Consider the following 21,091-nt stretch of genomic DNA (forward strand, 5'->3'; position numbering starts at 1 on the left):
TCATGAAACATCTCCGTCTCGCCATCCTGGCCGCTCCGATCCTGCTGGCCCCGGTCTTTATGGCTTCACCAGCTTTTGCCCAGAATCAGGTCGCCACGCTGCGCAACAACGCGCCGCTGGGTGAACAGGGCGAAGCCACCCAGATCCCCGGCATCGTCAACACCGACATCCGCCAGGTGCGCAATTACCCGGATCAGCCGCCGCTGATCCCGCACAAGACCGACAATTATCAGGTGGATCTCAATTCCAACAAATGCCTGACCTGCCACAGCCGCACCGCGGTTGAGGTCAGCCAGGCGCCGATGATCTCGGTCACCCACTTCATGAACCGCGAGGGCCAGACGCTGGGCGCGATCAGCCCGCGGCGGTATTTCTGCACCCAGTGCCACGTCGTGCAGACCAATGCCCGGCCGCTGGTTGAAAACGAGTTTGTCGATGTCGATCAGGTACTGGACTACGTGCACTCGAAACAGGGCGGGTCTGACTGATGTGGGGTTTCTTAAAACGTCTGTGGTGGATCATCACCCGCCCCAGCGCCTTCTTCTCGCTTGGCTTCTTGACCATGGGCGGCTTTGTGATGGGGATCATCTTCTGGGGCGGTTTCAACACCGCGCTTGAGGTCACCAATACCGAGGCCTTCTGCACCAGCTGCCACGAGATGCGCGACAACGTGTTTGAGGAGCTGAAGCCGACGATCCACTATTCCAACCGCTCCGGCGTGCGGGCGTCCTGCCCGGACTGCCACGTGCCGCATCAATGGTCCAACAAGATCGCCCGCAAAATGCAGGCCTCCAAGGAGGTCTGGGGCAAGATCTTCGGTACCATCAACACGCGCGAGAAATTCCTGGAGCACCGGCTGGAACTGGCGCAGCACGAATGGGCGCGGCTTGAGGCCAACGACTCGCTGGAATGCCGCAACTGCCACTCGGACGAGTCGATGGACATCACCCGCCAGTCCAAACGGGCTGCGGATGCGCATGAACGCTTCCTGTTCACCGGTGAAAAAACCTGCATCAGCTGCCACAAAGGCATCGCCCACCAGCTGCCCGACATGAGCGCCGCCGAAGGCGAAGATCATGCCGGTCTACTGGCCCCGGTCCACGGTGAAGGCCTGCTGGCCAGCACCCGCAGCTATCTGGGGCTGAGCAGCGACTGACGCTGCCAGCCCCCGCAAACAACTAAAAAGGCCGCTGCCTCGATGGGCAGCGGCCTTTTTTGGTGTCTGTTGTCCGGCGGTTTACAGAGGGATGCTGCCCAGATGATCCGCGCCGCGTTTGCGGGCCAGCATCATCTGCTTCTGCCGCTCACGGAACCGCGCCTTGTCTTCTTCCGAGGTCTGATCGATGCACTGATGGCAGGTGACGCCCTGCTCAAACCCGGGGCGCGCCTTGTCCTCGGGCAGGATCGGGCGGCGGCAGCCGTGGCACAGCTCATGCGGGCCTTCCACCAGCCCGTGGCCGACCGACACCCGGTTGTCGAAGACAAAACATTCACCTTCCCAGGTGCTGTTTTCCGCTGGCATTTCCTCCAGATAGCGCAGGATGCCGCCCTTCAGGTGATAGACGTCCTCTACCCCCTGGCCCAGCAGGTAGTTGGTCGATTTCTCACAGCGGATGCCGCCGGTGCAGAACATCGCAACCCGCTTGTTGTGAAAGCGGTCCTTGTTCTTTTCCCACCAGGCCGGAAAGTCGCGGAACGACTCGGTCATGGGATCAATCGCGCCTTCAAAGGTGCCGATCGCCACTTCGTAATCGTTGCGGGTGTCGATCAGGACAACATCGTCCTGCCGGATCAGATCGTTCCATTCCTCCGGCTCAACGTAATGGCCAACAGATGCCAGCGGATCCACGTTCGGCTGGCCCATCGTCACGATCTCTTTCTTCAGCCGCACCTTCATCCTGCCAAAGGGCGGCTCAGCGGCGGTGGCTTCTTTCCAGTCCAGATCCGCGCAGCCGGGCAAGCCCTTGATATGGGCCAGCACCGCATCGATACCTGCGCGCGGTCCGGCGATGGTGCCATTGATCCCCTCCTGCGCCAGCAGCAGCGAGCCTTTGACGTCTTGCGCCTGGCATAGCTCCAGCAGCGCCGGACGGATCGCGGCGGGATCGGGGAAACGGGTGAAGTGATAGAGGGCAGCAATTGTGTACATACCCCGCCCTTAGAACCATGGCGCGGGTAATTCAAGAGAAAGAGCCGCCGCCGATGAGCCAGTAAAATAAGGGCTTTGGATGCATGTTAATTGCTGCACCGGTTCGCGACTGCCCGGCGGGAGTTTCCAAGATCCGCCGCCGCCGCTACATATTGTGTGCCCAGCAAAGGAATTGCCGATGACCCAGGCTCTGATTGTCGTGGATGTACAGAATGATTTCTGCCCCGGGGGCGCGCTGGCCGTGCCCGGAGGGGATGAGGTGGTGGCCCCCGTAAACGCCATGATGGACCGGTTCGATGCCGTGATCCTGACCCAGGACTGGCACCCGGCGGGGCATTCCTCCTTTGCGTCTTCACATCCGGAAAAGAACTCGTTTGAAACGACCAATATGCCTTATGGCACCCAGGTTTTGTGGCCGGATCACTGCGTGCAGGGCAGCGATGGTGCCGCATTTCGCAAGGGTTTGCGCACCGATGGCGACCTGATCATCCGCAAGGGCTTCCGGCCAGGGATTGACAGCTATTCGGGGTTCTTTGAGAACGATCACTCCACCCCCACCGGGCTGGAGGGGTATTTGCGCAGCCGCGGCATCACTGCGCTGACCCTGGCTGGACTGGCCACTGATTTCTGTGTTGCCTTCACTGCTCTGGATGCGGCGCGGCTAGGCTTTTCCGTAACGGTTGAGCTGGCGGCCTGCCGCGCTATTGATCTGGACGGATCGCTGCAGGCGGCGCTGGAGAGAATGGAGAGCAATAACATAATCCTGCAATCTTAAGGAGATTGGGGCGAAATATTAATAAAGGCGTTGCTATGCTGTGCGGGCACCCCGATAGACGCCAAGGCTGATTGATGGACACTTCGGACTGGACCGGCAATGGACCGCTGGCCAACTTTAGAAAACGATACGGCTCGCTTGAGCTGCTGTTGCGCTATTGCCGCGGCCGTGTCCGCGCGTTCGGGGCCCGCCTGTTGTTCATGCTTTTTGCTTTTGCCGTTCTTGGGCTGGTCGTGCCGCCGCTCTATACGCTGCTGGCGTTTGCGATTGCGCTTGCCGGGGATGTTGCGGACTGCCTTCTGCTGCGCCAGGCAGACCATCTGGTCCGCCGCGGGATGAGCGAAGGGGGGCTGCGGCTGCTGACGGCGCTGACCGCCTTTTTGCACGCCTTGGCGCTCGGCGCGGCCGCGTCGGTGCCGTTCTGGGTCGAAATGCCGGGATTGGTGCCGCACGCCCATAATGAGCCGCTTTTTACAATCGGTCTGCTTACCGGGATGGCGATCAATGCCGGGCTGGTGCTGCCGTATCATCCGCTTGCAGTCATAACCAGACTTGTCACCTATGCGGTACTGCCGGTTGCCTTTCTGGCCGTGGAGATCGTTGGAACCCCGGTTCTGGCACCTGAGTATTTCCTTCATCTGGCAGGGCTGGCAGTTCTTTATGCCTCCTTTTTCTGGTTTCTGACCTATGTCAGGCGCAATTTCAGCCGGACCCGCAGCGCTTTGCTGTCTCAGGCGCTCCAGCAGGAGGAACTGGAAGCCGCCTATGTCCGGCTTTCCGACCAGAAGATGGAGGCCAAGCGTCTGGCGCTGGTTGCTGAAAGCGCCAACGACAGCGTGATGCTGATGGACCGCGACGGGCGCATCACCTGGGTGAACGACAGTTTCACCCGCATCACCGGTTACAGCTTTGACGAAGCGCAGGGTCAGTTGCCCGGCGATCTGCTGAACAGCGGCGAGACGGACGCTGAGACAATCCGCCAGCTGCAAGACAGTGTTCTCCATGCGCGCCCTCTGCGGGTGGAAGTCCGCAACCGCTGCAAGGACGGCCGGCTGGTCTGGATCGAGACCAGCCAGGTGCCGATGCTGAACGCTGCCGGCGAACTGGAGACCTTGATCGCAGTGGAGCGGGACATCACCGCCGCCAAGGAACATGCCCAGCAACTGGAGCAGGCCCGTATCGCTGCCGAGGAAGGCGCCCGGGCCAAGGCTGATTTTCTGGCCACGATGAGCCACGAAATCCGTACACCGATGAATGGTGTGATCGGCATGGCCCAGTTGCTGCGCGAAAGCAGCATGGACGAAGAGCAAACGCTTTACACAGACACCATCCTCAGTTCGGCGGATACCCTGCTGGCGCTGATAAATGATGTGCTCGATTTTTCGCAAATGGATGCCGAGGAGCTTAACCTCAGCCGGGTCAATTTTGATCCGCACGCCTGTTTTGAGGAAACCATCCGCCTGCTGCAGGCCCAGGCAGACGCCAAAGAGTTGGAGCTGGTACTGAAAATCACCGGTCGTGTGCCCAGCCTGCTGCGGGGGGATGACCGGCGGATCCGGCAGGTTCTGATGAATCTCACCGGCAATGCGATCAAATTCACGGATCAGGGACGGGTGCTGGTGACACTAGATGCCGAACCGGCGGCGTCAGGGACAGGCCGCGACCTGGTGTTCTCGGTTGCAGATACCGGAATTGGCATCGCCGCGGAAAAGCTTGGCACGGTGTTTGAGCGTTTTTCTCAGGCGGATGCTGCAATCAGCCGCCGTTTTGGCGGTACTGGGCTTGGGCTGGCCATTTCCCGCCGCATTGCGGAAGCGATGGACGGCAGTATCACGGTCACGTCGGAACCGGGCTTGGGGTCCTGTTTTACGGTGCGGCTGCAGTTGCAAACACCTCAGCCCGAACCCGAAAAGGCGCCCGCGGCACCGGCCTATCCGGACGGTTCCCCCGCACTGGACGGCCTGCGGGTTCTGGTGGCCGAGGACAACGCGGTGAACCGGGTGCTGATTGAAAAATTCTTGCAATCCGTCCCGGTAGAGCTGGCCTTTGCCAAGGATGGCCGCGAGGCAGTGGCGCGTTTTGAGGATTTTGCGCCCGATATCATTCTGATGGATATGTCGATGCCGGAAATGGATGGGCTGGAGGCCACCCGGATGATCCGGGCCAGGGCCCGCCCGCAGCCGGCCATTGTGGCCCTGACCGCCAACGCCTTTGAGTCTGACCGTAAGGCCTGCCTGGATGCCGGCATGGATAACTTTATGAGCAAGCCGATCAACCGGGGTGTGCTTTTGGAGGTGCTGGGCCAATTGGCACCGCAAGCACAAGCCCGCCGCGCGGGTTGATTTCCTTGCTCCTGCAGGCGCGCTATCCTATCAATCAGTGACCCTTATGCACGAGGCTGCCGGTGGATATTGCAACCCGCGTCTACAATCACAAATGGAAAATCGATCCGATTGTCCGATCGCTGATTGATACGGATTTTTACAAGCTTCTGATGTGCCAGTCGGTGTTTCGCAACAAGCCGGACACGACAGTGACCTTCTCCTTGATCAACCGTTCCGCGCAGGTGCCGCTGGCCCGGCTGATCGACGAGGGCGAGCTGCGCGAACAGCTCGACCACATCCGCTCGCTGTCGCTCAGCCGCGGTGAAAGCACTTGGCTGCGCGGCAATACCTTTTACGGCAAGCGGCAGATGTTCCGCCCTGACTTCATGGAATGGTTCGAAGGCCTGCGCCTGCCGCCCTATCATCTAGAGCGCAGGGGCGATCAGTATGAGCTGACCTTCGAGGGCAAATGGCACGAAGTGATGCTGTGGGAAATCCCGGCGCTGGCGGTGCTGATGGAGCTGCGCAGCCGTGCGGTGATCAACAGCATGGGCCGGTTTGAGCTGCAAGTGCTCTATGCCCGCGCCATGACCAAGGTCTGGGAAAAGATCGATCGCCTGCGGGACGTGGACGGGCTGACCATCGCCGATTTCGGCACCCGGCGGCGGCACTCGTTCCTGTGGCAGGACTGGTGCGTGCAGGCGATGCACGAGGGGCTGGGCGGCAAATTCACCGGCACCTCCAACTGTCTCATCGCGATGCGCCGAGAAGTGGAGGCGATCGGCACCAATGCCCATGAGCTGCCGATGGTCTATTCCGCGCTGGCTGAAGATGACGCGAAGCTGGCCCAAGCGCCCTATGACGTTCTGTCCGACTGGCATGACGAGCACGAGGGAAACCTGCGCATCATCCTGCCCGACACCTACGGCACCCAAGGCTTCCTGGACCGTGCGCCCGATTGGCTGGCCGGCTGGACCGGCATCCGTATCGACAGCGGCGATCCGGCCAAGGGCGCGGAGGTTGCGATCAATTGGTGGCAGGACCGCGGCGAGGATCCGGCGGAGAAACGGGTGATCTTTTCCGACGGGCTCGATGTGCAGCAGATCCAGGACCTGCACGCGCAGTTCTCGAACCGCACCAAGGTGTCCTTTGGTTGGGGCACGCTGCTGACCAACGACTTCCGCGGGCTGGTGAAGGATAACGCGCTGGCGCCGTTTTCGCTGGTCTGCAAGGCGGTTGCCGCCAATGGCCGCCCGACCGTGAAACTGTCGGACAATCCGGAAAAGGCAATGGGGCCTGCAAAGGAGATTGCGCGCTACAAGCAAGTGTTCGGAGTCGGTTCTCAGGAACGGCTGGACGTTATTGTTTGACTCTCTTCCTGCGCTGCAAAGAACGGGCTGGCTCCCGCGCGTTGCCCCTGCTTTGAAGAGCAAGGGCGCCCCTTGGGCCCGGCAGACCGCGCTGGACGCGCGGCCTGCCGGGCATTGTGCAACGCACGGCGCAAAACCTCTTGCGGCAGCGGGGCCTAACCGTGATGGGCGGCCACGGTCTTGAGCTGCGAGAACCCATAGAGCGCTTCAAACCCCTTTTCCCGCCCATGGCCGGATTTCCCGACACCGCCAAAGGGCAGTTCAACGCCGCCGCCGGCGCCGTAATTGTTAAGGAACACCTGCCCGGCCCGAAGACGCTTTGCCAGCCGCATCTGCCGTGCGCCGTCTCGGGTCCAGACGCTGGCCACCAGACCGTAATCGGTGCTGTTGGCAATCCGCACGGCGTCTTCTTCGGTCTCAAACGGGATCAGCACCTGCACCGGGCCAAAGACCTCCTCGCGGGCCAGCGCATGATCCGACGGCACGTCTGCAAACAGAGTGGGCCGGACATAGGCACCCGCTTCCGGCGCCTGCGGGGAAATGGTGCCTTGGGCCGCAACCGGCAGATTCGCGCCCTGCTCCAGATAGCTCTCGACAATCTGTTTTTGCCGGGCAGAGATCAGCGGTCCCAGCTGCAGGTCGTCCTTTGCCGGCCCCGCCTTCAGGTCACGGTAGGCATCTGCCATCCGCGCCTTCACCTCGCCGTAGACCCCGCGCTGCACCAGAATACGCGAGGAGGCCGAACAGGTCTGGCCTGCATTCTGGATGCCTGCATTCACAAGAAACGGCAATGCGGCGTCCAGATCCGCATCGTCGAACACAAGCTGCGGAGACTTGCCGCCCAGCTCCAGCGTCACCGGAACCACATTGGCGCCTGCGGCCTGCTGCACCAGTGCGCCCGTGCGCACCGAGCCGGTAAAGGAAAGATGCTGCACATTTGGATGCCCTGCCAGCGCCGCGCCGGCTTCCCCTCCCAGACCCGGCACCACATTCAGCGCGCCGGCGGGCAGCCCGGCCTCGACCGCGATACGGGCAAAAGCCAGTGCCGTCAGGCAGGCTTCTTCGGCCGGTTTCAGAACGCAGGCATTGCCCATTGCCAGCGCCGCACCCACCGAACGCCCGATGATCTGCATCGGGTAGTTCCAGGGCACGATATGCCCCGTCACCCCATGCGGTTCGCGCAGCGTATAGACGGTGAAACCGTCCAAATAAGGGATGGTCTCTCCCATCACCTTATCCGCTGCGCCGCCGTAGAATTCGCAGTAGCGCGCCAGCGCCAGCGCATCGGCCCGCGCCTGAGTCAGCGGCTTGCCCACGTCCATCGCTTCCAGCGCGGTCAGTTGCTCCACCCGTTCCAGCACCAGCTGTCCGATCCGTGTCAGGATGCGGCCGCGCTCCAGCGCTGTCATCGCGCCCCATTCCCCCTCCAAGGCAGCATCTGCGGCCTGCACCGCAGCCTCTATATCCGCTGCACCGCCGCGGGGGATCCGGCAGATTTCGCTGCCATCCGAGGGGTTCACCAAAGGCAGGGTTCCGCCGCTGGCGGCAGGAAGCCAAGCGCCGCCGATGAGGCACAGCGCGGGATCGAACCAGAGAGGGGAGGCGTCAGTCATCATGGGCTCCTGCAACGTCGAATGTGTAGCTTTTGATCTGATGTCCGGTGAAGGGCGCGCCCTCGCGCAAGTCCCGGATGCCAGGCAGGAGACTGAGGCATGTGCCCCAGAACGCCACTGCCTGGCGCGAGGATTTTGACAATCCCATGCGCCAGCGCCCTGGAAACTCCTGCAGGATAAGGCAAGCGGCTTCCTGGCCCCAGCCCTGGCGGCGGTGCTGCGGCAGAATGCAGAACTCCGACAATTCGCGCCGGTCATCGGGCAGGTTCAGCACGATGGCAAAGCCGATGCGGGTGCTGTCCTTGCGCAGCCAGAAGGCGGTCACATCTTTGCGGTGCAGCATCTGGCCTGCACGCTCGGTAGGATCGATCGCCGCGTGCGGCGCTGTCTCCTTGAAATAGGGAGCCATCGCTGCGGCCAGCAAGGCCTGTTCCCGCGGCATGATCAGCGCCAGCGACAGGGTCATGCAGCCCCCGAATTCAGATCGGGAAGAACCGGCGCGGCGGCAATCAGCTGCCGGGTATAGGGATGCTGCGGATTGCTGAACATGGCCCCGGTTGCGCCCTGCTCGACGATCTCGCCTTTTTGCATCACCAGGCAGCGGTCGGTGATCGTCCGCACCACGCTCAGGTCATGGCTGATGAACAGATAGGTGAGGGCATAGGCCTCGCACAGCTCCGCCAGCAGATCAAGGATCCGGGCCCGGACCGAGACGTCGAGAGCGGAGACCGCCTCGTCAAAGATGATCAACTCTGGACGGGTGATCAATGCGCGGGCAATTGCAATACGCTGGCGCTGGCCGCCGGAGAACTGGTGGATGTATTTGCCGGCATCTTCGGGGTTCAACCCGACAGCGGCGAGGGTTTCGGAAATAAGCCCGGCGCGCGCCGCTCCGCTTGGCGGATCAGGCAGCAAATGGAAAGGTTCGGTGATCAGCCGCTCCACCCGGTGACGCGGGTTGAAACTGCCATAGGGGTCCTGGAACACAACCTGGACTTTCCGTCGAATCGTCGGGTTGAGGTGAGTCGCAACAGGCTCTCCATCGAGGCGGATTTCCCCGCCCTGCAGTGGTTCCAGCCCTAGAATCGCCCGTGTCAGGGTCGATTTTCCGCACCCCGACTCACCCACCAGTCCCAGCCGTTCGCCGCGGTTCAGGGTAAAGGAGACATTGTTCACGGCGCGGAATGTGCCGGGTCTGGAAAACAGTGATTCGCGCGGAGTTCTGTAGTCGCGGACCGCATTCCTGACCTCCAGCAGCGGCGCGGGGGCGGGCGGGTCCGGCAGCGCCACCTGATGGCTGGAGGCTTTAAACAGCATCCGCGTGTAGGGATGCCGCATGTTGCGCAAAAGCCAGGTGGTGTGACCGGTTTCCACCACTCCGCCGTTCCGCATGACGACGATCCGGTCGGCCAGGTCCGCGACGACGGCCAGGTCATGGCTGATGATCATCAACCCCATGCCATAGTCCTGAACCAGGTCCTTCAGCAGCTCCAGAATCTGCGCCTGGGTGGTGACATCCAGCGCGGTGGTGGGCTCATCCGCGATCAGCAGCTTGGGGCGCAAAGCAATGGCCATTGCGATCACCACCCGCTGGCGCTGGCCGCCCGACAGCTCATGCGGAAAGCGCGACAGGGGGAAACGGTCCGCCGGCAGGCCTACCCGCTCCAGCACCTCGCGGGCGCGGGCTTCGGCTTGCCTGCGGGGCATCGCCTTGTGGATCAGGATCGTCTCCATCACCTGCGCACCGATGGTTTTGACCGGGTTCAGCGCGGTCATCGGCTCCTGGAACACCATGCCGATGGACTGGCCGCGCAGGGCGCACATTTGCGTCTCGGACTGCTCCAGCAACTGGGTGCCGCTCAGCGTGATGTACCCCTTGGCCTCCGCAAGGTCCGGCAGCAGCTGCAGGATGGCGAGTGCGGTCATCGACTTGCCCGACCCGCTTTCGCCGGTGACCGCCACGATCTCGCCCGGCTCGATGTGGAAGCAGACATCCTTCAGCACTTGAAAAGCGCCGATCCTGACCGACAGGCTGGTGACATCCAGTAGCGTCATGCGCGTGCCAACCTTAGTTTCGGGTCCAGGAAATCGCGTAACCCGTCGCCCAGCAGGTTCAGTCCCAGCACGGTCAGGATGATGGCCATGCCCGGCACAAGTGCCAGATGCGGGGCAAAGCTGACCATTGTCTGAGCGTCGGCCAGCATCCGGCCCCAGCTAGGGGTGGGCGGCTGGGCGCCGAGGCCGACATAGCTGAGACCCGCTTCCGCTAGGATACCCAGCGAGAACTGGATGGTGCCCTGCACGATCAGCAGGTTCATCACATTGGGCAGGATATGCTCAGCCGAGATCCGTGCCGCGCCCTTGCCGGCGACGCGGGCGGCCAGGATGAATTCGCGTTCCCACAGGCTCAGCGCGGCGGCGCGGGTGATGCGGGCAAAGACGGGGATGTTGAAGATGCCGATGGCGATGATGGCGTTGACAGCGCCGGCGCCAAGGACGGCTGTAATCAGGATGGCGATCACCAGCGAGGGGAAGGCAAAGACCAGATCATTGCCGCGCATGATCCCCTCATCCAGCCACGTCCCGTTGCGCGCGGCGGCGGCCAGCCCCAGCGGCACACCCGCGCCCATGCCTATGCCGACAGCCACCAGCGCCACGGCGATGGAGGTGCGGGCGCCGACCATGATCATCGACATCAGGTCGCGCCCGAAATGATCGGTGCCCAGCCAGTGCTGCGCATTAGGCGTTTGCAGTTTGGCTGGGATGTTCATTGCCGCGTGGTCGAACGGCGTCCACAGAAACGACACCAGCGCCGCCAGCAGCACCAGCGAGGACAGCACGCCGCCAAGGATCAGGTTGCGGGTCATGTCCGGCTCCTGAGGCGCGGGTCGACCAGCGCATAGGCGAGATCGACCAGGAAATTCACCGTAATGACGGCAAAGACCAGCAGCATCACCACCGACTCCACCACGATCAGATCGCGGGAGGAAATGGCCTGGAACACCAGTCGCCCGAGGCCGGGCAGGTAGAACACCTGCTCAATGATGATGGCGCCCGCGAGCAGGAACGAAAACTGCAGGCCGATGATGGTCAGCACCGGGATCAGGGCATTCCTGACCCCATGCCGCCAAAGAGCCTGGCGGCGCGAGAGCCCCTTGGCGCGGGCGGTGCGCATGAAATCCTCGGCCAGGATGTCGAGCAGCGCCGAGCGCATCACCCGTGTCAGGATCGCAGCCTGCGGCAGCGCCAGTGCAATCGCGGGCAGGGTGAGCGCATGGACGCCGGTCCAAAGCCCGGCATCCCAGCCCGGAAAGCCGCCGGCTCCGAACCAGCGCAGGTTGATGGCAAAGATCAGCACGAGCATCATCGCAAACCAGAAGTTCGGCACGGCGACACCCAGCTGGGTAGCCCCGATCACGGCCATGTCCCCGGGCTTGCCGCGGCGGGCAGCAGCGTAGATGCCGGCCGGAAAGGCGATGAGCGTGGAGAGCGTCAGCGCATAAAGCGCCAGCGGCAGCGACACCCACAGCCGGTCTGCAATCATGCCGGCAACTGGCGTGCGGTACGTGTAGGAGGTGCCGAAGTCGCCGCGCAGCATGCCGGCGGCCCAGCTAAGGTAACGGGCGGCCTTGCCCTGATCCAGCCCCAGTTCGGTGCGCAGCGCAGCGACTGTATCGGGCTGTGCATTGACCCCCAGCATGAAGGAGGCCGGATCGCCCGGCGCCACCTCCACCACAAGAAAAATCACCAGCGAGGCCACGGCCAGGCTGGCAATCAGCGACAACAGGCGTTTCAGGGCGTAACGCAACATGCCCGCCACGTTAGGAGCGCCGGGCGGTCCGGTCCAGTGGGCAGCGAAGAGAAACGCGCGGCAGAGCATAAAAGCGCGCAACGTCAAGAAGTTGTACCGGACCCGCCGGCAACAGGCGCACCGCGCCGGGCAAGCGGCTGCCCGCCCCGGTGCGATGTGCTTTGGCTGCGGGCGGAAACCGGCTACCACTGCCTTATGCTGACGCGCCCCCTGTTCATTGGATCGGAAATCTATCGCGGATCGTCTTATGGCGGCACGCATCCGTTGCGGGTGCCACGGGTCTCAACCGTGATGGATCTGTCCCGGGCGCTGGGCTGGCTGCCGGATCAGGCCTATGTGAATTCGCCCCGGGCGAAACCGGCAGCGCTGACTGTTTGGCACACGCCCGAATATGTTGCGGCGCTGCAAGCGGCAGAGGCGGCGCAGTCTGTAAGCGAAGACGTTCGGGTGCGGCACCATTTGGGCAGCATTTCCAACCCGGTGTTTCCGGAGATGTTCCGCCGCCCGGCCACTGCCGCGGGCGGATCGATCCTGGCGGGTGAGCTGCTGGCAGGGGGCGGCATCGTCTACAACCCGGCGGGCGGCACCCACCACGGGATGCCGGACCGGGCCAACGGCTTTTGCTATCTGAACGATCCGGTGCTGGCGATGCTGTCCCTGCGCCATCACGGTGCCCGGCGGATCGCCTATGTGGACATCGACGCGCATCATTCCGACGGGGTGGAGCATGGCTTTGCCGGCGACAGGGACGTGCTGATGATCTCGGTGCATGAGGAGAACCTCTGGCCCAAGACAGGCACGCTGGTTGAGGACGCGGGCGGCTCGGCCCTGAACATGCCAGTGCCGCGTGGTTTTAACGATGATGAGATGGCCCATATCCGCGACGCGCTGATTCTGCCCGCGGTGGAGGATTTCGCACCGGATGCCATCGTGCTGCAATGCGGGGCGGATGCGGTGACAGAGGATCCGCTGCCGCATCTGGACCTGTCGAACAATGCGCATTGGGCGGTGGTGCGGGCGCTGATGGGGATGGCGCCGCGATTGCTGGTGCTGGGCGGCGGCGGCTATAATCCGTGGTCGGTCGGGCGGCTCTGGACCGGGGTCTGGGCCACGCTGAACGGGTTTGATGTTCCGAAGAGGCTGCCGGGGGCCGGCCAGGATGTGCTGCGCGGGCTGCAGTTCAACGGCAACCGTCTGGGCCGTAACCCGCCGGAGCATTGGTTCACCACGCTGCGCGACCAGCCGCGGGGCGGGGAGGTCCGGAGGGAAATCCGGGAGAGGGTGGCTTACTTGCGGGCTAGACAGAGTTTGTAGCGTGGTGAGGGCCCGGCGGTGCCGCCGGGCAAAAGTATGCCTGCTGCTACTCCGCCCAGCTAAGCGCGCTGAGGTCGACGGCGGCGGTGGGCGCGTTCTCCCACAGCCCCTGCAACCCGGCTTTGGCCACCCCCAGCTTGGCCAGCTGGAACAGGTAGCCATTGACGTAATCCGCCGCGATAATCTCTTGCGCCTCTTGCAGCAGCGCGGTGCGGGCGTCCGGATCGGTGGTGGCGTTCAGCTTCGCCATAAGCTCCTGGAATGGCTTGCTGTCATACTGAAAGTAATACTCGGGCCGGGCATAGATGCCGATGTCCATCGGCTCGGTATGGCTGATGATCGTCAGGCCAAAGCTTTTGCCGCGAAAGACAGATTCCAGCCACTGCGCCCATTCCACGTTGATGATCTCCGCCTTGATCCCCACCTGGGCCAGCTGCGCCGCAACAATTTCGCCGCCGCGGCGGGCATAAGAGGGCGGCGGCAGATGCAATGTGGTCTCAAACCCGTCAGGCAGACCAGCCTCCGCCAGCAGCGCCTTGGCCTTCTCAGGATCAAAGGATGACGTGCCGGTCAGATCTTTATAGGCCGGGTTATGCGGTGCAAAATGGGTGCCGATGGGGGTGCCATAGCCGAACATCGCGCCGTCAATGATGGACTGCCGGTCGATGGCATAGGCCACAGCCTGGCGTACGCGCGCGTCGTCGAATGGCGGCTGTTTGTTGTTGGTGGACAGGATCGTCTCGCCCTCGGTCGATCCCACCAGCACCTGGAACCGCGGATCAGCCTCGAATTGCGGCAGGTTCTCCGGCGCCGGGAAGTTGTCAAAGGCGTCGATATCCTCGGCCATCATCGCGGCAAAGGCAGCGGTGGGATCGGAGATGAATTTAAAGGTGGCCGAGGCCAGCGCGGGCTGTTCGCCCCAATACTCCGGATTGCGCGCCAGGCTGATCCGGTCGCCCTGCACCCATTCTTGAAAGGTAAAGGCGCCGGTGCCGACCGGGCTGGTCTTGATATCCTCGATGCTCTCCGGTGCCACAATCACCGCATCGCCCCAAGCCAGATTGAACAGGAAACTGCCGTTCGGCGCGTCCAGAGTGACTTTGACGGTCTGCGGGTTCACCGCATCCACCGACACGATCCCCTCAAACAGCGTTTTCTGCGCGTTGGTGCTGTCTTCGGCGCGGGCGCGGTCAAGCGAGAATTTCACGTCCTCCGCATCCATCGCGCTGCCGTCGTGAAAGGTGACGCCCGCACGCAAGCGGAAGGTATAGACGGTGCCGTCCTCAGAGATTTCCCAGTTTTCGGCGAGGCCCGGCACCACGGATCCATCGCCCATGAACCGGGTCAGCCCTTCGAAAATGTTGCTGTAAACTACCGAATCGATGGCCTGTGCGGCGGCGCTGGTCGGGTCCAGATGCGGCGGTTCCAGCTGCAGACCGATGGTGACGCTGTCCTTGGCCCAGGCGGCGCCCGCCATCAAGGCCAGCGCGGAACTGGCAGCAACTACAAAGGACTTGAAGGCCATCTGAAATCTCCCTGTGTGCAAAATACGGGCCTTTAATGGCGCCTATTGGAAACGAGTTTCCCTGTTTCCCGAGCGTAATCAAGGGCGGGTGGCATTTCGCGCACTGGAAGCACGCGGCGTTAATTGGTAATCCGGGCGCTATTCGAACTGCGGACAGGAAGCCATGAGCGCAACAGCCAAGAAACAGGCGCCCAACGCCGAAGACCTCCGGGCCCGCAAGGGCGGCACACCTTTGGTGAGCCTGACAGCCTATACCACGCCGATGGCGCGGTTGATGGACAAACACTGCGATTTCGTGCTGGTCGGCGACAGCGTCGGCATGGTGCTGCACGGGCTGACCTCCACCCTGGGCGTGACGATGGAGATGATGATCCTGCACGGCCAGGCGGTGGCGCGTGGTCTGGAACAGGCGATGCTGGTGATCGACATGCCCTTCGGGTCTTATGAAGAAAGCCCGCAGCAGGCATTCCGCAATGCCGCCCGGCTGATGGCGGAAACCGGCTGCGCCGCGGTCAAGCTGGAGGGCGGCGTCGGGATGGCCGAAACCATCCGCTTTCTGGTCAGGCGCGGCATTCCGGTAATGGCGCATATCGGTCTTACACCGCAGTCGATCAATACGCTGGGCGGCTACAAGGTGCAGGGCCGCGATACGCAAGCTGACGCAGTGCTGGCTGATGCCCGTGCGGTGGCCGATGCCGGCGCGTTTTCCGTGGTGCTTGAAAAGGTACCGCAGAAGCTGGCTGACAAGATCACCGCCGAAGTGGCAATCCCCACCATCGGCATCGGCGCCAGTGCCGGCTGCGACGGGCAGATCCTGGTGGTCGACGACATGCTGGGCTTTTTCACCGCCTTCAAGCCGAAGTTCGTGAAACGCTATGCCGATCTTGGACCGCTGGCCGAGGCTGGTATTGCCGAATACGCCGCCGAGGTCCGTGCCCGCAGCTTCCCGGCGGCTGAGCATGTGTTTGCCGATCAGGCGCCCTCCAAAGGATGACTGCCGACATGACTGCTCTGATCCTGCGCCGCCTGTCTGATCTGCGCGCCAAGACAGCCGCATGGCGCCGTGCCGGCGAAACCATCGGCCTGGTGCCGACCATGGGCGCGCTGCACGCCGGCCATCTGTCACTGGCCGCAGCAGCCAAACAGTCCTGCGACCGGGTGATCGTGACCATCTTCGTGAACCCCAAGCAGTTCAACAAGCCGGAAGACCTGGAGAACTACCCCCGGACTGAAGCTGACGACGCGCAAAAGCTCGCACATCTGGGGGTGGATCTGATCTATGTCCCGGACCCGGACCAGATCTACCCGGAGGGTTACGCCACCAATGTCTCGGTCGCCGGCAGCATTACGGACGTGATGGAAGGCCCATTCCGCCCCGGTCATTTCGACGGGGTGGCAACGGTTGTGGCCAAGCTGTTTTTGCAAACCAGCGCGGATAAGGCGTTTTTCGGCCAGAAGGATTACCAGCAGCTGATGGTGGTGACCCGCATGGCACGCGATCTGGATATCCCGATCGAGGTCATCGGCTGCGAAACCGTGCGCGAGGCGTCGGGCCTTGCCATGTCCTCGCGCAATCTGCTGCTGCCAAAGGACAGGCTTGCCAAGGCGGCAGCGCTGAATGCCGCGATGCGGGTAGCCGCCGCCAAGGCATCAGCAGGCGGAGCCTGGGCGCCGCTGGAGACTGCTGCGCGCCAGACACTGGCAGAGGCAGGATTCGGCGACGTGGAATACTTCGACCTGCGCTGCGCTCAGACGCTGGAGGCGCTGGACAGCCCCTCCCGTCCCGCCCGTCTGCTGGCCGCCGCCTGGATGGATGGCGTCCGGCTGATCGATAATATCGAAGTTCCTCAACTAAATTCTTAGTAGGGGCTGGCAGCGGTAACACTTTTGCGTTTATGCTCCCCGGTCAGAGGAGACTGGAGGGCAGCCGATGACCTATATTCTGGCAATTGATCAGGGCACCACGTCGACCCGGGCAATCCTGTTTGATGCGGGAATGCAGGTCGCGGGCAGCGCGCAGCAGGAGTTCACCCAGCACTACCCGCAGGCAGGCTGGGTGGAGCATGACCCGGAAGAGATCTGGGAGACCACTATCGCCGTCTGCCGCAAGGTGATGGCGGAGCTGGATGTGTCTGCCGCGGACATTGCGGGCATTGGCATCACCAACCAGCGCGAAACCACCGTGGTCTGGGATAAGACCAGCGGCAAAGCCATTCACAACGCCATTGTCTGGCAGGACCGCCGCACTGCCGCCATTTGCGAGCAGCTGCGCCAGGATGGCCAGGCTGAGATGGTGGCCGACCGCACCGGGCTGCTGCTCGATCCCTATTTCTCCGGCACCAAGGTGAAGTGGATCCTCGACATGGTGCCCGGCGCGCGCGAGCGGGCGGCGGCGGGCGATCTGCTGTTCGGCACGGTGGATACCTTTCTGATCTGGCGGCTGACCGGCGGTGCCTCGCACGTCACCGACGCCACCAACGCCGCGAGGACGCTGATGTATGACATCCGCAAGGGCCGCTGGAGCCGCACCATCAGCGATCTGCTGGATGTGCCGCAGCAGATGCTGCCGGAGGTCAAGGACAGCGCCGCAGATTTCGGCACCACCGACCCGGAGATCCTGGGCGGCGCTGTGCCGATCCTGGGCGTGGCCGGCGACCAGCAGGCAGCCACCATCGGCCAGGCCTGTTTCCAGCCGGGAATGATGAAATCCACCTATGGCACCGGCTGCTTTGCCCTTTTGAACACCGGCGACGAACCGGTGGTGTCGAAGAACCGGATGCTGACCACCATCGCCTATCAGCTCGATGGCAAGCCGACCTATGCGCTGGAAGGTTCGATCTTCATCGCCGGCGCCGCGGTGCAATGGCTGCGCGACGGGCTGGGGATCATTGAAGAGGCGTCACAGTCGGGCGAGCTGGCGCTGCGGGCCGATCCGGGACAGGACGTGATCCTGGTGCCCGCCTTCACCGGTCTTGGCGCCCCTTACTGGGAGCCGGAATGCCGTGGCGGCATGTTCGGCCTCAGCCGCAACTCCGGCCCGGCGGAATTTGCCCGCGCCGCGCTGCAAAGCGTCGCCTACCAGACCCGCGATCTCTATGAGGCGATGCGTGCCGACTGGGAGGACGACAGCCACCACACCGTGACCCTGCGCGTCGATGGCGGCATGAGCGCCAGCGACTGGGCGATGCAGAGCCTGTCGGACATCCTGGGTGCCGCCGTCGACCGCCCGGTGATGCAGGAAACCACAGCACTTGGCGCCGCCTGGCTGGCGGGGATGCGGGCCGGGATCTATCCGGATCAGACGGGGTTCGCCGACACCTGGAAGCTAGACCGCCAGTTTGCGCCGCTGATGCAGCCTGCGGCGCGGCAGGCGGCTTATGCGCGCTGGCAGCGCGCGGTTCAGGCGGTGATCGGGGTTTGACGTCAGGCGGGCAGGGCAGGGCGCTCCCGCCTGTTCCGCCACATTCTGCGAATGCGCCTCACAGTTGGGCGTAGCGCCGCGCTTTGCGCGGCGTTTTCCCTTTGCTTAGACGCGGTTCAAGGTCAGAACTGCCCTTAAACGCGCCCATTCCAGGGTGATAGCGGCCATCCGCGCCTCAAGGGTGAACCGTGCCTGCGGCACGGCGGCTGTGCCGCCCTTGACCCGCGGCTGGCCGCGGCGTGCCTCAGCTGATGCGGGCGCCTGCCGGGATGGTTGGCGGGCGGGCGTTCAACTCCTCGATGGAGAAGCCCGCAATCATCTTGTATTTGGCGGCATGGGCGGCCAGCTCCGCCTGCGGGATCACCTCGCTGATGTCCCCGAAGTCGCCGCCGCAGAGATCCTCGACCCGCTGCAGCACCCCGTCCGGTCCGCCGCCAGCGCGGTTTGCCAGACCTACAGCCGTCGTGACGGGGCGCACTTCTGCTTCATAGGCTTGCAAAGCGCCAGCGTTCACCCCGTGCTTCAGCAGCCTGGTGCCGATCACCCGCGCGTCCACAATGGCCTGGCTGGCGCCGTTTGATCCTACCGGATAGGTCGGATGGGCAGCGTCACCCATCAGAGACACGTTGCCGGTCGTCCAGCGCTCCAGCGGGTTGCGGTCCACCATCGGGTATTCATAGACCGTCCCGGCACCGCAGATCAGGGCGGGCACGTCAATCCAATCAAACCGCCAGGCTGCGAAATCCGGCAGGAACTCAGTGATATCCGCAGGCCGGTTCCAGTCTTCCCGGCGCCATGGGGCGGAAGGATCAAAGCTCTTCTCGGCGATCCAGTTCATTGTGACGCGGCCATCGGCGTCCGGCGCCGAGATCGGGTAGGCCACCAGCCGCAGATGATCATTGCCGATCATCGCCATCGCCGCGCCGCCCTTGAAGGCAGGCGCGCGGGCGGCGGCCCGCCACAGGATACGGCCGTTCCAGATGGGCGCGCCTTCCTCCGGCACCATCTGTGCGCGCAGGGCGGAATGGATGCCGTCTGCCGCCACCACCAGCGATCCTTCGATCCGCTGCCCGTCCGCCAGCAGCAGCGCAGCACCTTCCGCCGTATTCTCAAACCTTGCCGCCCGTGCGCCGGTCTTAAAACAGCCCGTCCCCGCGCGCTCCACCAGGGTCCGGTAGAGCATCATCTGCAGCGCGCCACGGTGCGCCGAATACTGCGGCCAGTCATAGCCGGCGCGGGTACCGCGCGGCTCCTCCCAGATCGTTTTGCCAAGCTTGCTGTAAAATCCCAGCTGCCGGGTCCGGACAGCAATCGCGTCCAGTTCTGCCTTCAGGCCCAAATCGAACAGCTCCCGCACCGCGTTGGGCTGCAGGTTGATGCCAACACCCAGCGGTTTCAGGCCGCGGACTGCCTCATAAATCTGAAATGGGACCCCGATCTGATGCAGCGTCAGCCCCAGTGTCAGCCCTGCAATGCCGCCGCCCGCGATGAGGATGGACATAATAAGTATACTCCCTAATTGCGCGGGCAGATAACCACGGCGCGCGGCGGGGAGCAAGCTGGCGGAAAGGGTAAATGGTCAGCGCCGGCCGCCGATGATCAGGTCGGGGCCAAAGATCACATCGGCATAATTGTGCAGATAGATTTTCAGCCAGGGCGTGAACCGTTCCGGGTGGCGGCTGACTTCGGCCAGAAGGTCATGGTAATCGACCCAGCGGGTCTCCATGACTTCGTCCGGGTTTGGGGTGATGGTCAAGGGGCGGTGGGCATGGGCCAGGAACACATCCACGGCCTCATGCTCGACCAGGCCGTTGCCGACATCGGCGCGGTATTCCAGGTGATGGCGGAACTCAGGATAGAGGCCGGTCAGGCCCAGCTCTTCCTGCATCCGCCGCACGGCACAGGCCGAGGGCTGCTCGTCCCACATCGGATGGGTGCAGCAGGTGTTCGCCCAGAGGCCGGGGGTGTGGTACTTCCCCATTGCCCGGCGCTGCATCAGGATTTCCACGCCTTTCACCACAAAAACGGAGACCGCCTTGTGTTTCAGCCCGCGCTCATGCGCGGCGAGCTTGTCAACAGGTGTCAAATCGCCGTTCACCCAGGCGGGGATCATGTGGCTCATGCTGTGTCCGTGACGGTTTTTTCTGGCGCGGCCTGCCGCAACTGCGATGGCCTGGCTCCTACCGCTAACCTTTGCGGGTTACGAAAGCAATTACGCGAAAAGCCGCGGCGAAAATGCCGCGGCTTTGTGGCCGTGCTGCCGGAAAATCCGGCCTTACTCGGAAGCGGCTTCCGCGTTTTCTTCCGCGGCGGGTTCTTCAGCCGGCGCCGGGCCGTGGCTGGCCAGGAAAGCAAAGATATCCTCGCCGCCCTTCTTCAGACGGAAGGACATTTTTGACTTGGCTTTGGCGTTGCCGGTTTCAGCCTGCAGGAATTTCTTGGGGTCGGTGGTGAAGCCGACGAAATTCGCTTCGTCCCAGACCAGCCCGGCTTCGCCTGCCGCAACCAGGTCCTTGCTGTATTTGAAGCCTTCGGTGCTGCCGGCCGCGCGGCCTGCCAGCCCCCACAGGTTCGGGCCGGTCTTGCCGCCCTTAACAATCACATCGCCGTCGTCCGAGACGACCATGTGGCAGGATTTGCATTTATTAAACCCCTTTTCCCCCTTGGCCGGGTCGCCTTCGGCAAAGGCAGGGGCGGCGAGGAGGCCGAAAATGGCGGCTGTTACGAGAGGTTTCATATTGCTTGCTCCGGTTTTGAGTTGGCAGGTTTGACTCATGATCCAATAGCCG

The 21,091-nt window shown here is 63.2% G+C and carries 19 protein-coding genes; 9 read left to right on the top strand and 10 right to left on the bottom strand.

From position 1 onward, the window contains the following. Window positions 1-2: 2 nt before the first annotated feature. Both L1069_RS09335 and L1069_RS09340 read left to right on the top strand, forming a co-directional pair. Window positions 3-488, top strand: coding sequence for a nitrate reductase cytochrome c-type subunit (locus tag L1069_RS09335; protein WP_129372418.1), 486 nt, complete (start codon window positions 3-5; stop codon window positions 486-488). Beyond that, window positions 488-1,156 (top strand): NapC/NirT family cytochrome c, encoded by a 669-nt coding sequence (locus tag L1069_RS09340; protein ID WP_237455471.1) that lies wholly within the window; start codon window positions 488-490, stop codon window positions 1,154-1,156. The genes L1069_RS09335 and L1069_RS09340 overlap by 1 nt, the downstream gene beginning before the upstream one ends. Window positions 1,157-1,237: 81 nt before the next feature. On the opposite strand, the gene L1069_RS09345 is transcribed toward L1069_RS09340, so the two are convergent. Next, window positions 1,238-2,149 (bottom strand): rhodanese-related sulfurtransferase, encoded by a 912-nt coding sequence (locus L1069_RS09345; RefSeq protein ID WP_237455472.1) that lies wholly within the window; start codon window positions 2,147-2,149, stop codon window positions 1,238-1,240. A 178-nt stretch (window positions 2,150-2,327) separates the two neighbouring features. On the opposite strand from L1069_RS09345, the gene pncA reads away from it, so the two are divergent. From pncA to pncB, 3 genes are all read left to right on the top strand, one after another. Further along, window positions 2,328-2,924 carry a bifunctional nicotinamidase/pyrazinamidase gene (gene pncA / locus L1069_RS09350; RefSeq protein WP_237455473.1) on the top strand — a complete coding sequence of 199 codons (597 nt, stop codon included), beginning with the start codon at window positions 2,328-2,330 and terminating at the stop codon, window positions 2,922-2,924. Window positions 2,925-2,998: 74 nt separating this feature from the next. Further along, a complete protein-coding gene (locus L1069_RS09355; RefSeq protein WP_237455474.1) occupies window positions 2,999-5,266 on the top strand; it encodes a PAS domain-containing hybrid sensor histidine kinase/response regulator in 2,268 nt (755 codons plus the stop codon). Window positions 5,267-5,328: 62 nt separating this feature from the next. Then, window positions 5,329-6,618, top strand: coding sequence for a nicotinate phosphoribosyltransferase (gene pncB, locus L1069_RS09360; RefSeq protein WP_237455475.1), 1,290 nt, complete (start codon window positions 5,329-5,331; stop codon window positions 6,616-6,618). Between the two features lie 155 nt (window positions 6,619-6,773). Here the strand turns inward: pncB and L1069_RS09365 are convergent, their stop codons facing one another. Genes L1069_RS09365 through L1069_RS09385 form a run of 5 tightly spaced genes read right to left on the bottom strand, consistent with a single transcriptional unit; the run spans window position 6,774 to window position 12,042 of the window. Beyond that, on the bottom strand, window positions 6,774-8,231 hold the full coding sequence (locus L1069_RS09365; protein ID WP_237455476.1) for an aldehyde dehydrogenase family protein: 1,458 nt from the start codon (window positions 8,229-8,231) through the stop codon (window positions 6,774-6,776). Further along, window positions 8,224-8,697, bottom strand: coding sequence for a GNAT family N-acetyltransferase (locus L1069_RS09370; protein ID WP_134831176.1), 474 nt, complete (start codon window positions 8,695-8,697; stop codon window positions 8,224-8,226). Before L1069_RS09370 ends, L1069_RS09365 begins: the two co-directional genes overlap by 8 nt. Further along, window positions 8,694-10,286 (bottom strand): dipeptide ABC transporter ATP-binding protein, encoded by a 1,593-nt coding sequence (locus tag L1069_RS09375; RefSeq protein WP_237455477.1) that lies wholly within the window; start codon window positions 10,284-10,286, stop codon window positions 8,694-8,696. The genes L1069_RS09370 and L1069_RS09375 overlap by 4 nt, the downstream gene beginning before the upstream one ends. Next, window positions 10,283-11,098, bottom strand: coding sequence for an ABC transporter permease (locus tag L1069_RS09380; RefSeq protein ID WP_237455478.1), 816 nt, complete (start codon window positions 11,096-11,098; stop codon window positions 10,283-10,285). Before L1069_RS09380 ends, L1069_RS09375 begins: the two co-directional genes overlap by 4 nt. Beyond that, complete coding sequence (locus L1069_RS09385; protein ID WP_237455479.1) at window positions 11,095-12,042, bottom strand: ABC transporter permease; 948 nt, start codon at window positions 12,040-12,042, stop codon at window positions 11,095-11,097. The genes L1069_RS09380 and L1069_RS09385 overlap by 4 nt, the downstream gene beginning before the upstream one ends. 195 nt (window positions 12,043-12,237) lie before the next feature. On the opposite strand from L1069_RS09385, the gene L1069_RS09390 reads away from it, so the two are divergent. Continuing rightward, entirely contained in the window at window positions 12,238-13,356 is a 1,119-nt protein-coding gene (locus L1069_RS09390; protein ID WP_237455480.1) for an acetoin utilization protein AcuC, read from the top strand. 46 nt (window positions 13,357-13,402) lie between these two features. Here L1069_RS09390 and L1069_RS09395 read toward each other — a convergent pair whose 3' ends face one another. After that, window positions 13,403-14,881 (bottom strand): ABC transporter substrate-binding protein, encoded by a 1,479-nt coding sequence (locus L1069_RS09395; protein ID WP_237455481.1) that lies wholly within the window; start codon window positions 14,879-14,881, stop codon window positions 13,403-13,405. Window positions 14,882-15,044: 163 nt separating this feature from the next. Between L1069_RS09395 and panB the strand changes: the two genes are divergently transcribed. The 3 genes from panB to glpK all read left to right on the top strand — a co-directional run bounded on the left by panB (window position 15,045) and on the right by glpK (window position 18,302). Next, the gene (gene panB, locus L1069_RS09400; RefSeq protein ID WP_237455482.1) at window positions 15,045-15,875 is read left to right on the top strand and encodes a 3-methyl-2-oxobutanoate hydroxymethyltransferase; all 831 of its coding nucleotides are present in this window, start codon (window positions 15,045-15,047) and stop codon (window positions 15,873-15,875) included. Between the two features lie 8 nt (window positions 15,876-15,883). Beyond that, window positions 15,884-16,744, top strand: a complete 861-nt coding sequence (panC, locus tag L1069_RS09405; protein WP_237455483.1) for a pantoate--beta-alanine ligase — start codon at window positions 15,884-15,886, stop codon at window positions 16,742-16,744. 67 nt (window positions 16,745-16,811) lie between these two features. Then, entirely contained in the window at window positions 16,812-18,302 is a 1,491-nt protein-coding gene (glpK, locus tag L1069_RS09410; RefSeq protein WP_237455484.1) for a glycerol kinase GlpK, read from the top strand. Between the two features lie 244 nt (window positions 18,303-18,546). On the opposite strand, the gene L1069_RS09415 is transcribed toward glpK, so the two are convergent. The 3 genes from L1069_RS09415 to L1069_RS09425 form a co-directional block, all read right to left on the bottom strand. Then, window positions 18,547-19,803 (bottom strand): flavin-dependent oxidoreductase, encoded by a 1,257-nt coding sequence (locus L1069_RS09415; RefSeq protein WP_237455485.1) that lies wholly within the window; start codon window positions 19,801-19,803, stop codon window positions 18,547-18,549. 78 nt (window positions 19,804-19,881) lie between these two features. Next, window positions 19,882-20,424 (bottom strand): isopentenyl-diphosphate Delta-isomerase, encoded by a 543-nt coding sequence (gene idi / locus L1069_RS09420; RefSeq protein WP_129372401.1) that lies wholly within the window; start codon window positions 20,422-20,424, stop codon window positions 19,882-19,884. A 153-nt stretch (window positions 20,425-20,577) separates the two neighbouring features. Further along, complete coding sequence (locus L1069_RS09425) at window positions 20,578-21,039, bottom strand: cytochrome C (RefSeq protein WP_237455486.1); 462 nt, start codon at window positions 21,037-21,039, stop codon at window positions 20,578-20,580. Between the last annotated feature and the right edge of the window lie 52 nt (window positions 21,040-21,091).

It is taken from the genome of Leisingera sp. MMG026, assembly GCF_021654205.1.
In the GTDB taxonomy this organism is placed as follows: Bacteria; Pseudomonadota; Alphaproteobacteria; order Rhodobacterales; family Rhodobacteraceae; genus Leisingera.

Coding starts and splice junctions, on each gene's coding strand:
- L1069_RS09335 (WP_129372418.1), top strand. CDS start 3: ATGAAACATCTCCGTCTCGCCATCCTGGCCGCTCCGATCCTGCTGGCC.
- L1069_RS09340 (WP_237455471.1), top strand. CDS start 488: ATGTGGGGTTTCTTAAAACGTCTGTGGTGGATCATCACCCGCCCCAGC.
- L1069_RS09345 (WP_237455472.1), bottom strand. CDS start 2,149: ATGTACACAATTGCTGCCCTCTATCACTTCACCCGTTTCCCCGATCCC.
- pncA (WP_237455473.1), top strand. CDS start 2,328: ATGACCCAGGCTCTGATTGTCGTGGATGTACAGAATGATTTCTGCCCC.
- L1069_RS09355 (WP_237455474.1), top strand. CDS start 2,999: ATGGACACTTCGGACTGGACCGGCAATGGACCGCTGGCCAACTTTAGA.
- L1069_RS09365 (WP_237455476.1), bottom strand. CDS start 8,231: ATGACTGACGCCTCCCCTCTCTGGTTCGATCCCGCGCTGTGCCTCATC.
- L1069_RS09370 (WP_134831176.1), bottom strand. CDS start 8,697: ATGACCCTGTCGCTGGCGCTGATCATGCCGCGGGAACAGGCCTTGCTG.
- L1069_RS09375 (WP_237455477.1), bottom strand. CDS start 10,286: ATGACGCTACTGGATGTCACCAGCCTGTCGGTCAGGATCGGCGCTTTT.
- L1069_RS09380 (WP_237455478.1), bottom strand. CDS start 11,098: ATGACCCGCAACCTGATCCTTGGCGGCGTGCTGTCCTCGCTGGTGCTG.
- L1069_RS09385 (WP_237455479.1), bottom strand. CDS start 12,042: ATGTTGCGTTACGCCCTGAAACGCCTGTTGTCGCTGATTGCCAGCCTG.
- L1069_RS09390 (WP_237455480.1), top strand. CDS start 12,238: ATGCTGACGCGCCCCCTGTTCATTGGATCGGAAATCTATCGCGGATCG.
- L1069_RS09395 (WP_237455481.1), bottom strand. CDS start 14,881: ATGGCCTTCAAGTCCTTTGTAGTTGCTGCCAGTTCCGCGCTGGCCTTG.
- panB (WP_237455482.1), top strand. CDS start 15,045: ATGAGCGCAACAGCCAAGAAACAGGCGCCCAACGCCGAAGACCTCCGG.
- panC (WP_237455483.1), top strand. CDS start 15,884: ATGACTGCTCTGATCCTGCGCCGCCTGTCTGATCTGCGCGCCAAGACA.
- glpK (WP_237455484.1), top strand. CDS start 16,812: ATGACCTATATTCTGGCAATTGATCAGGGCACCACGTCGACCCGGGCA.
- L1069_RS09415 (WP_237455485.1), bottom strand. CDS start 19,803: ATGTCCATCCTCATCGCGGGCGGCGGCATTGCAGGGCTGACACTGGGG.
- idi (WP_129372401.1), bottom strand. CDS start 20,424: ATGAGCCACATGATCCCCGCCTGGGTGAACGGCGATTTGACACCTGTT.
- L1069_RS09425 (WP_237455486.1), bottom strand. CDS start 21,039: ATGAAACCTCTCGTAACAGCCGCCATTTTCGGCCTCCTCGCCGCCCCT.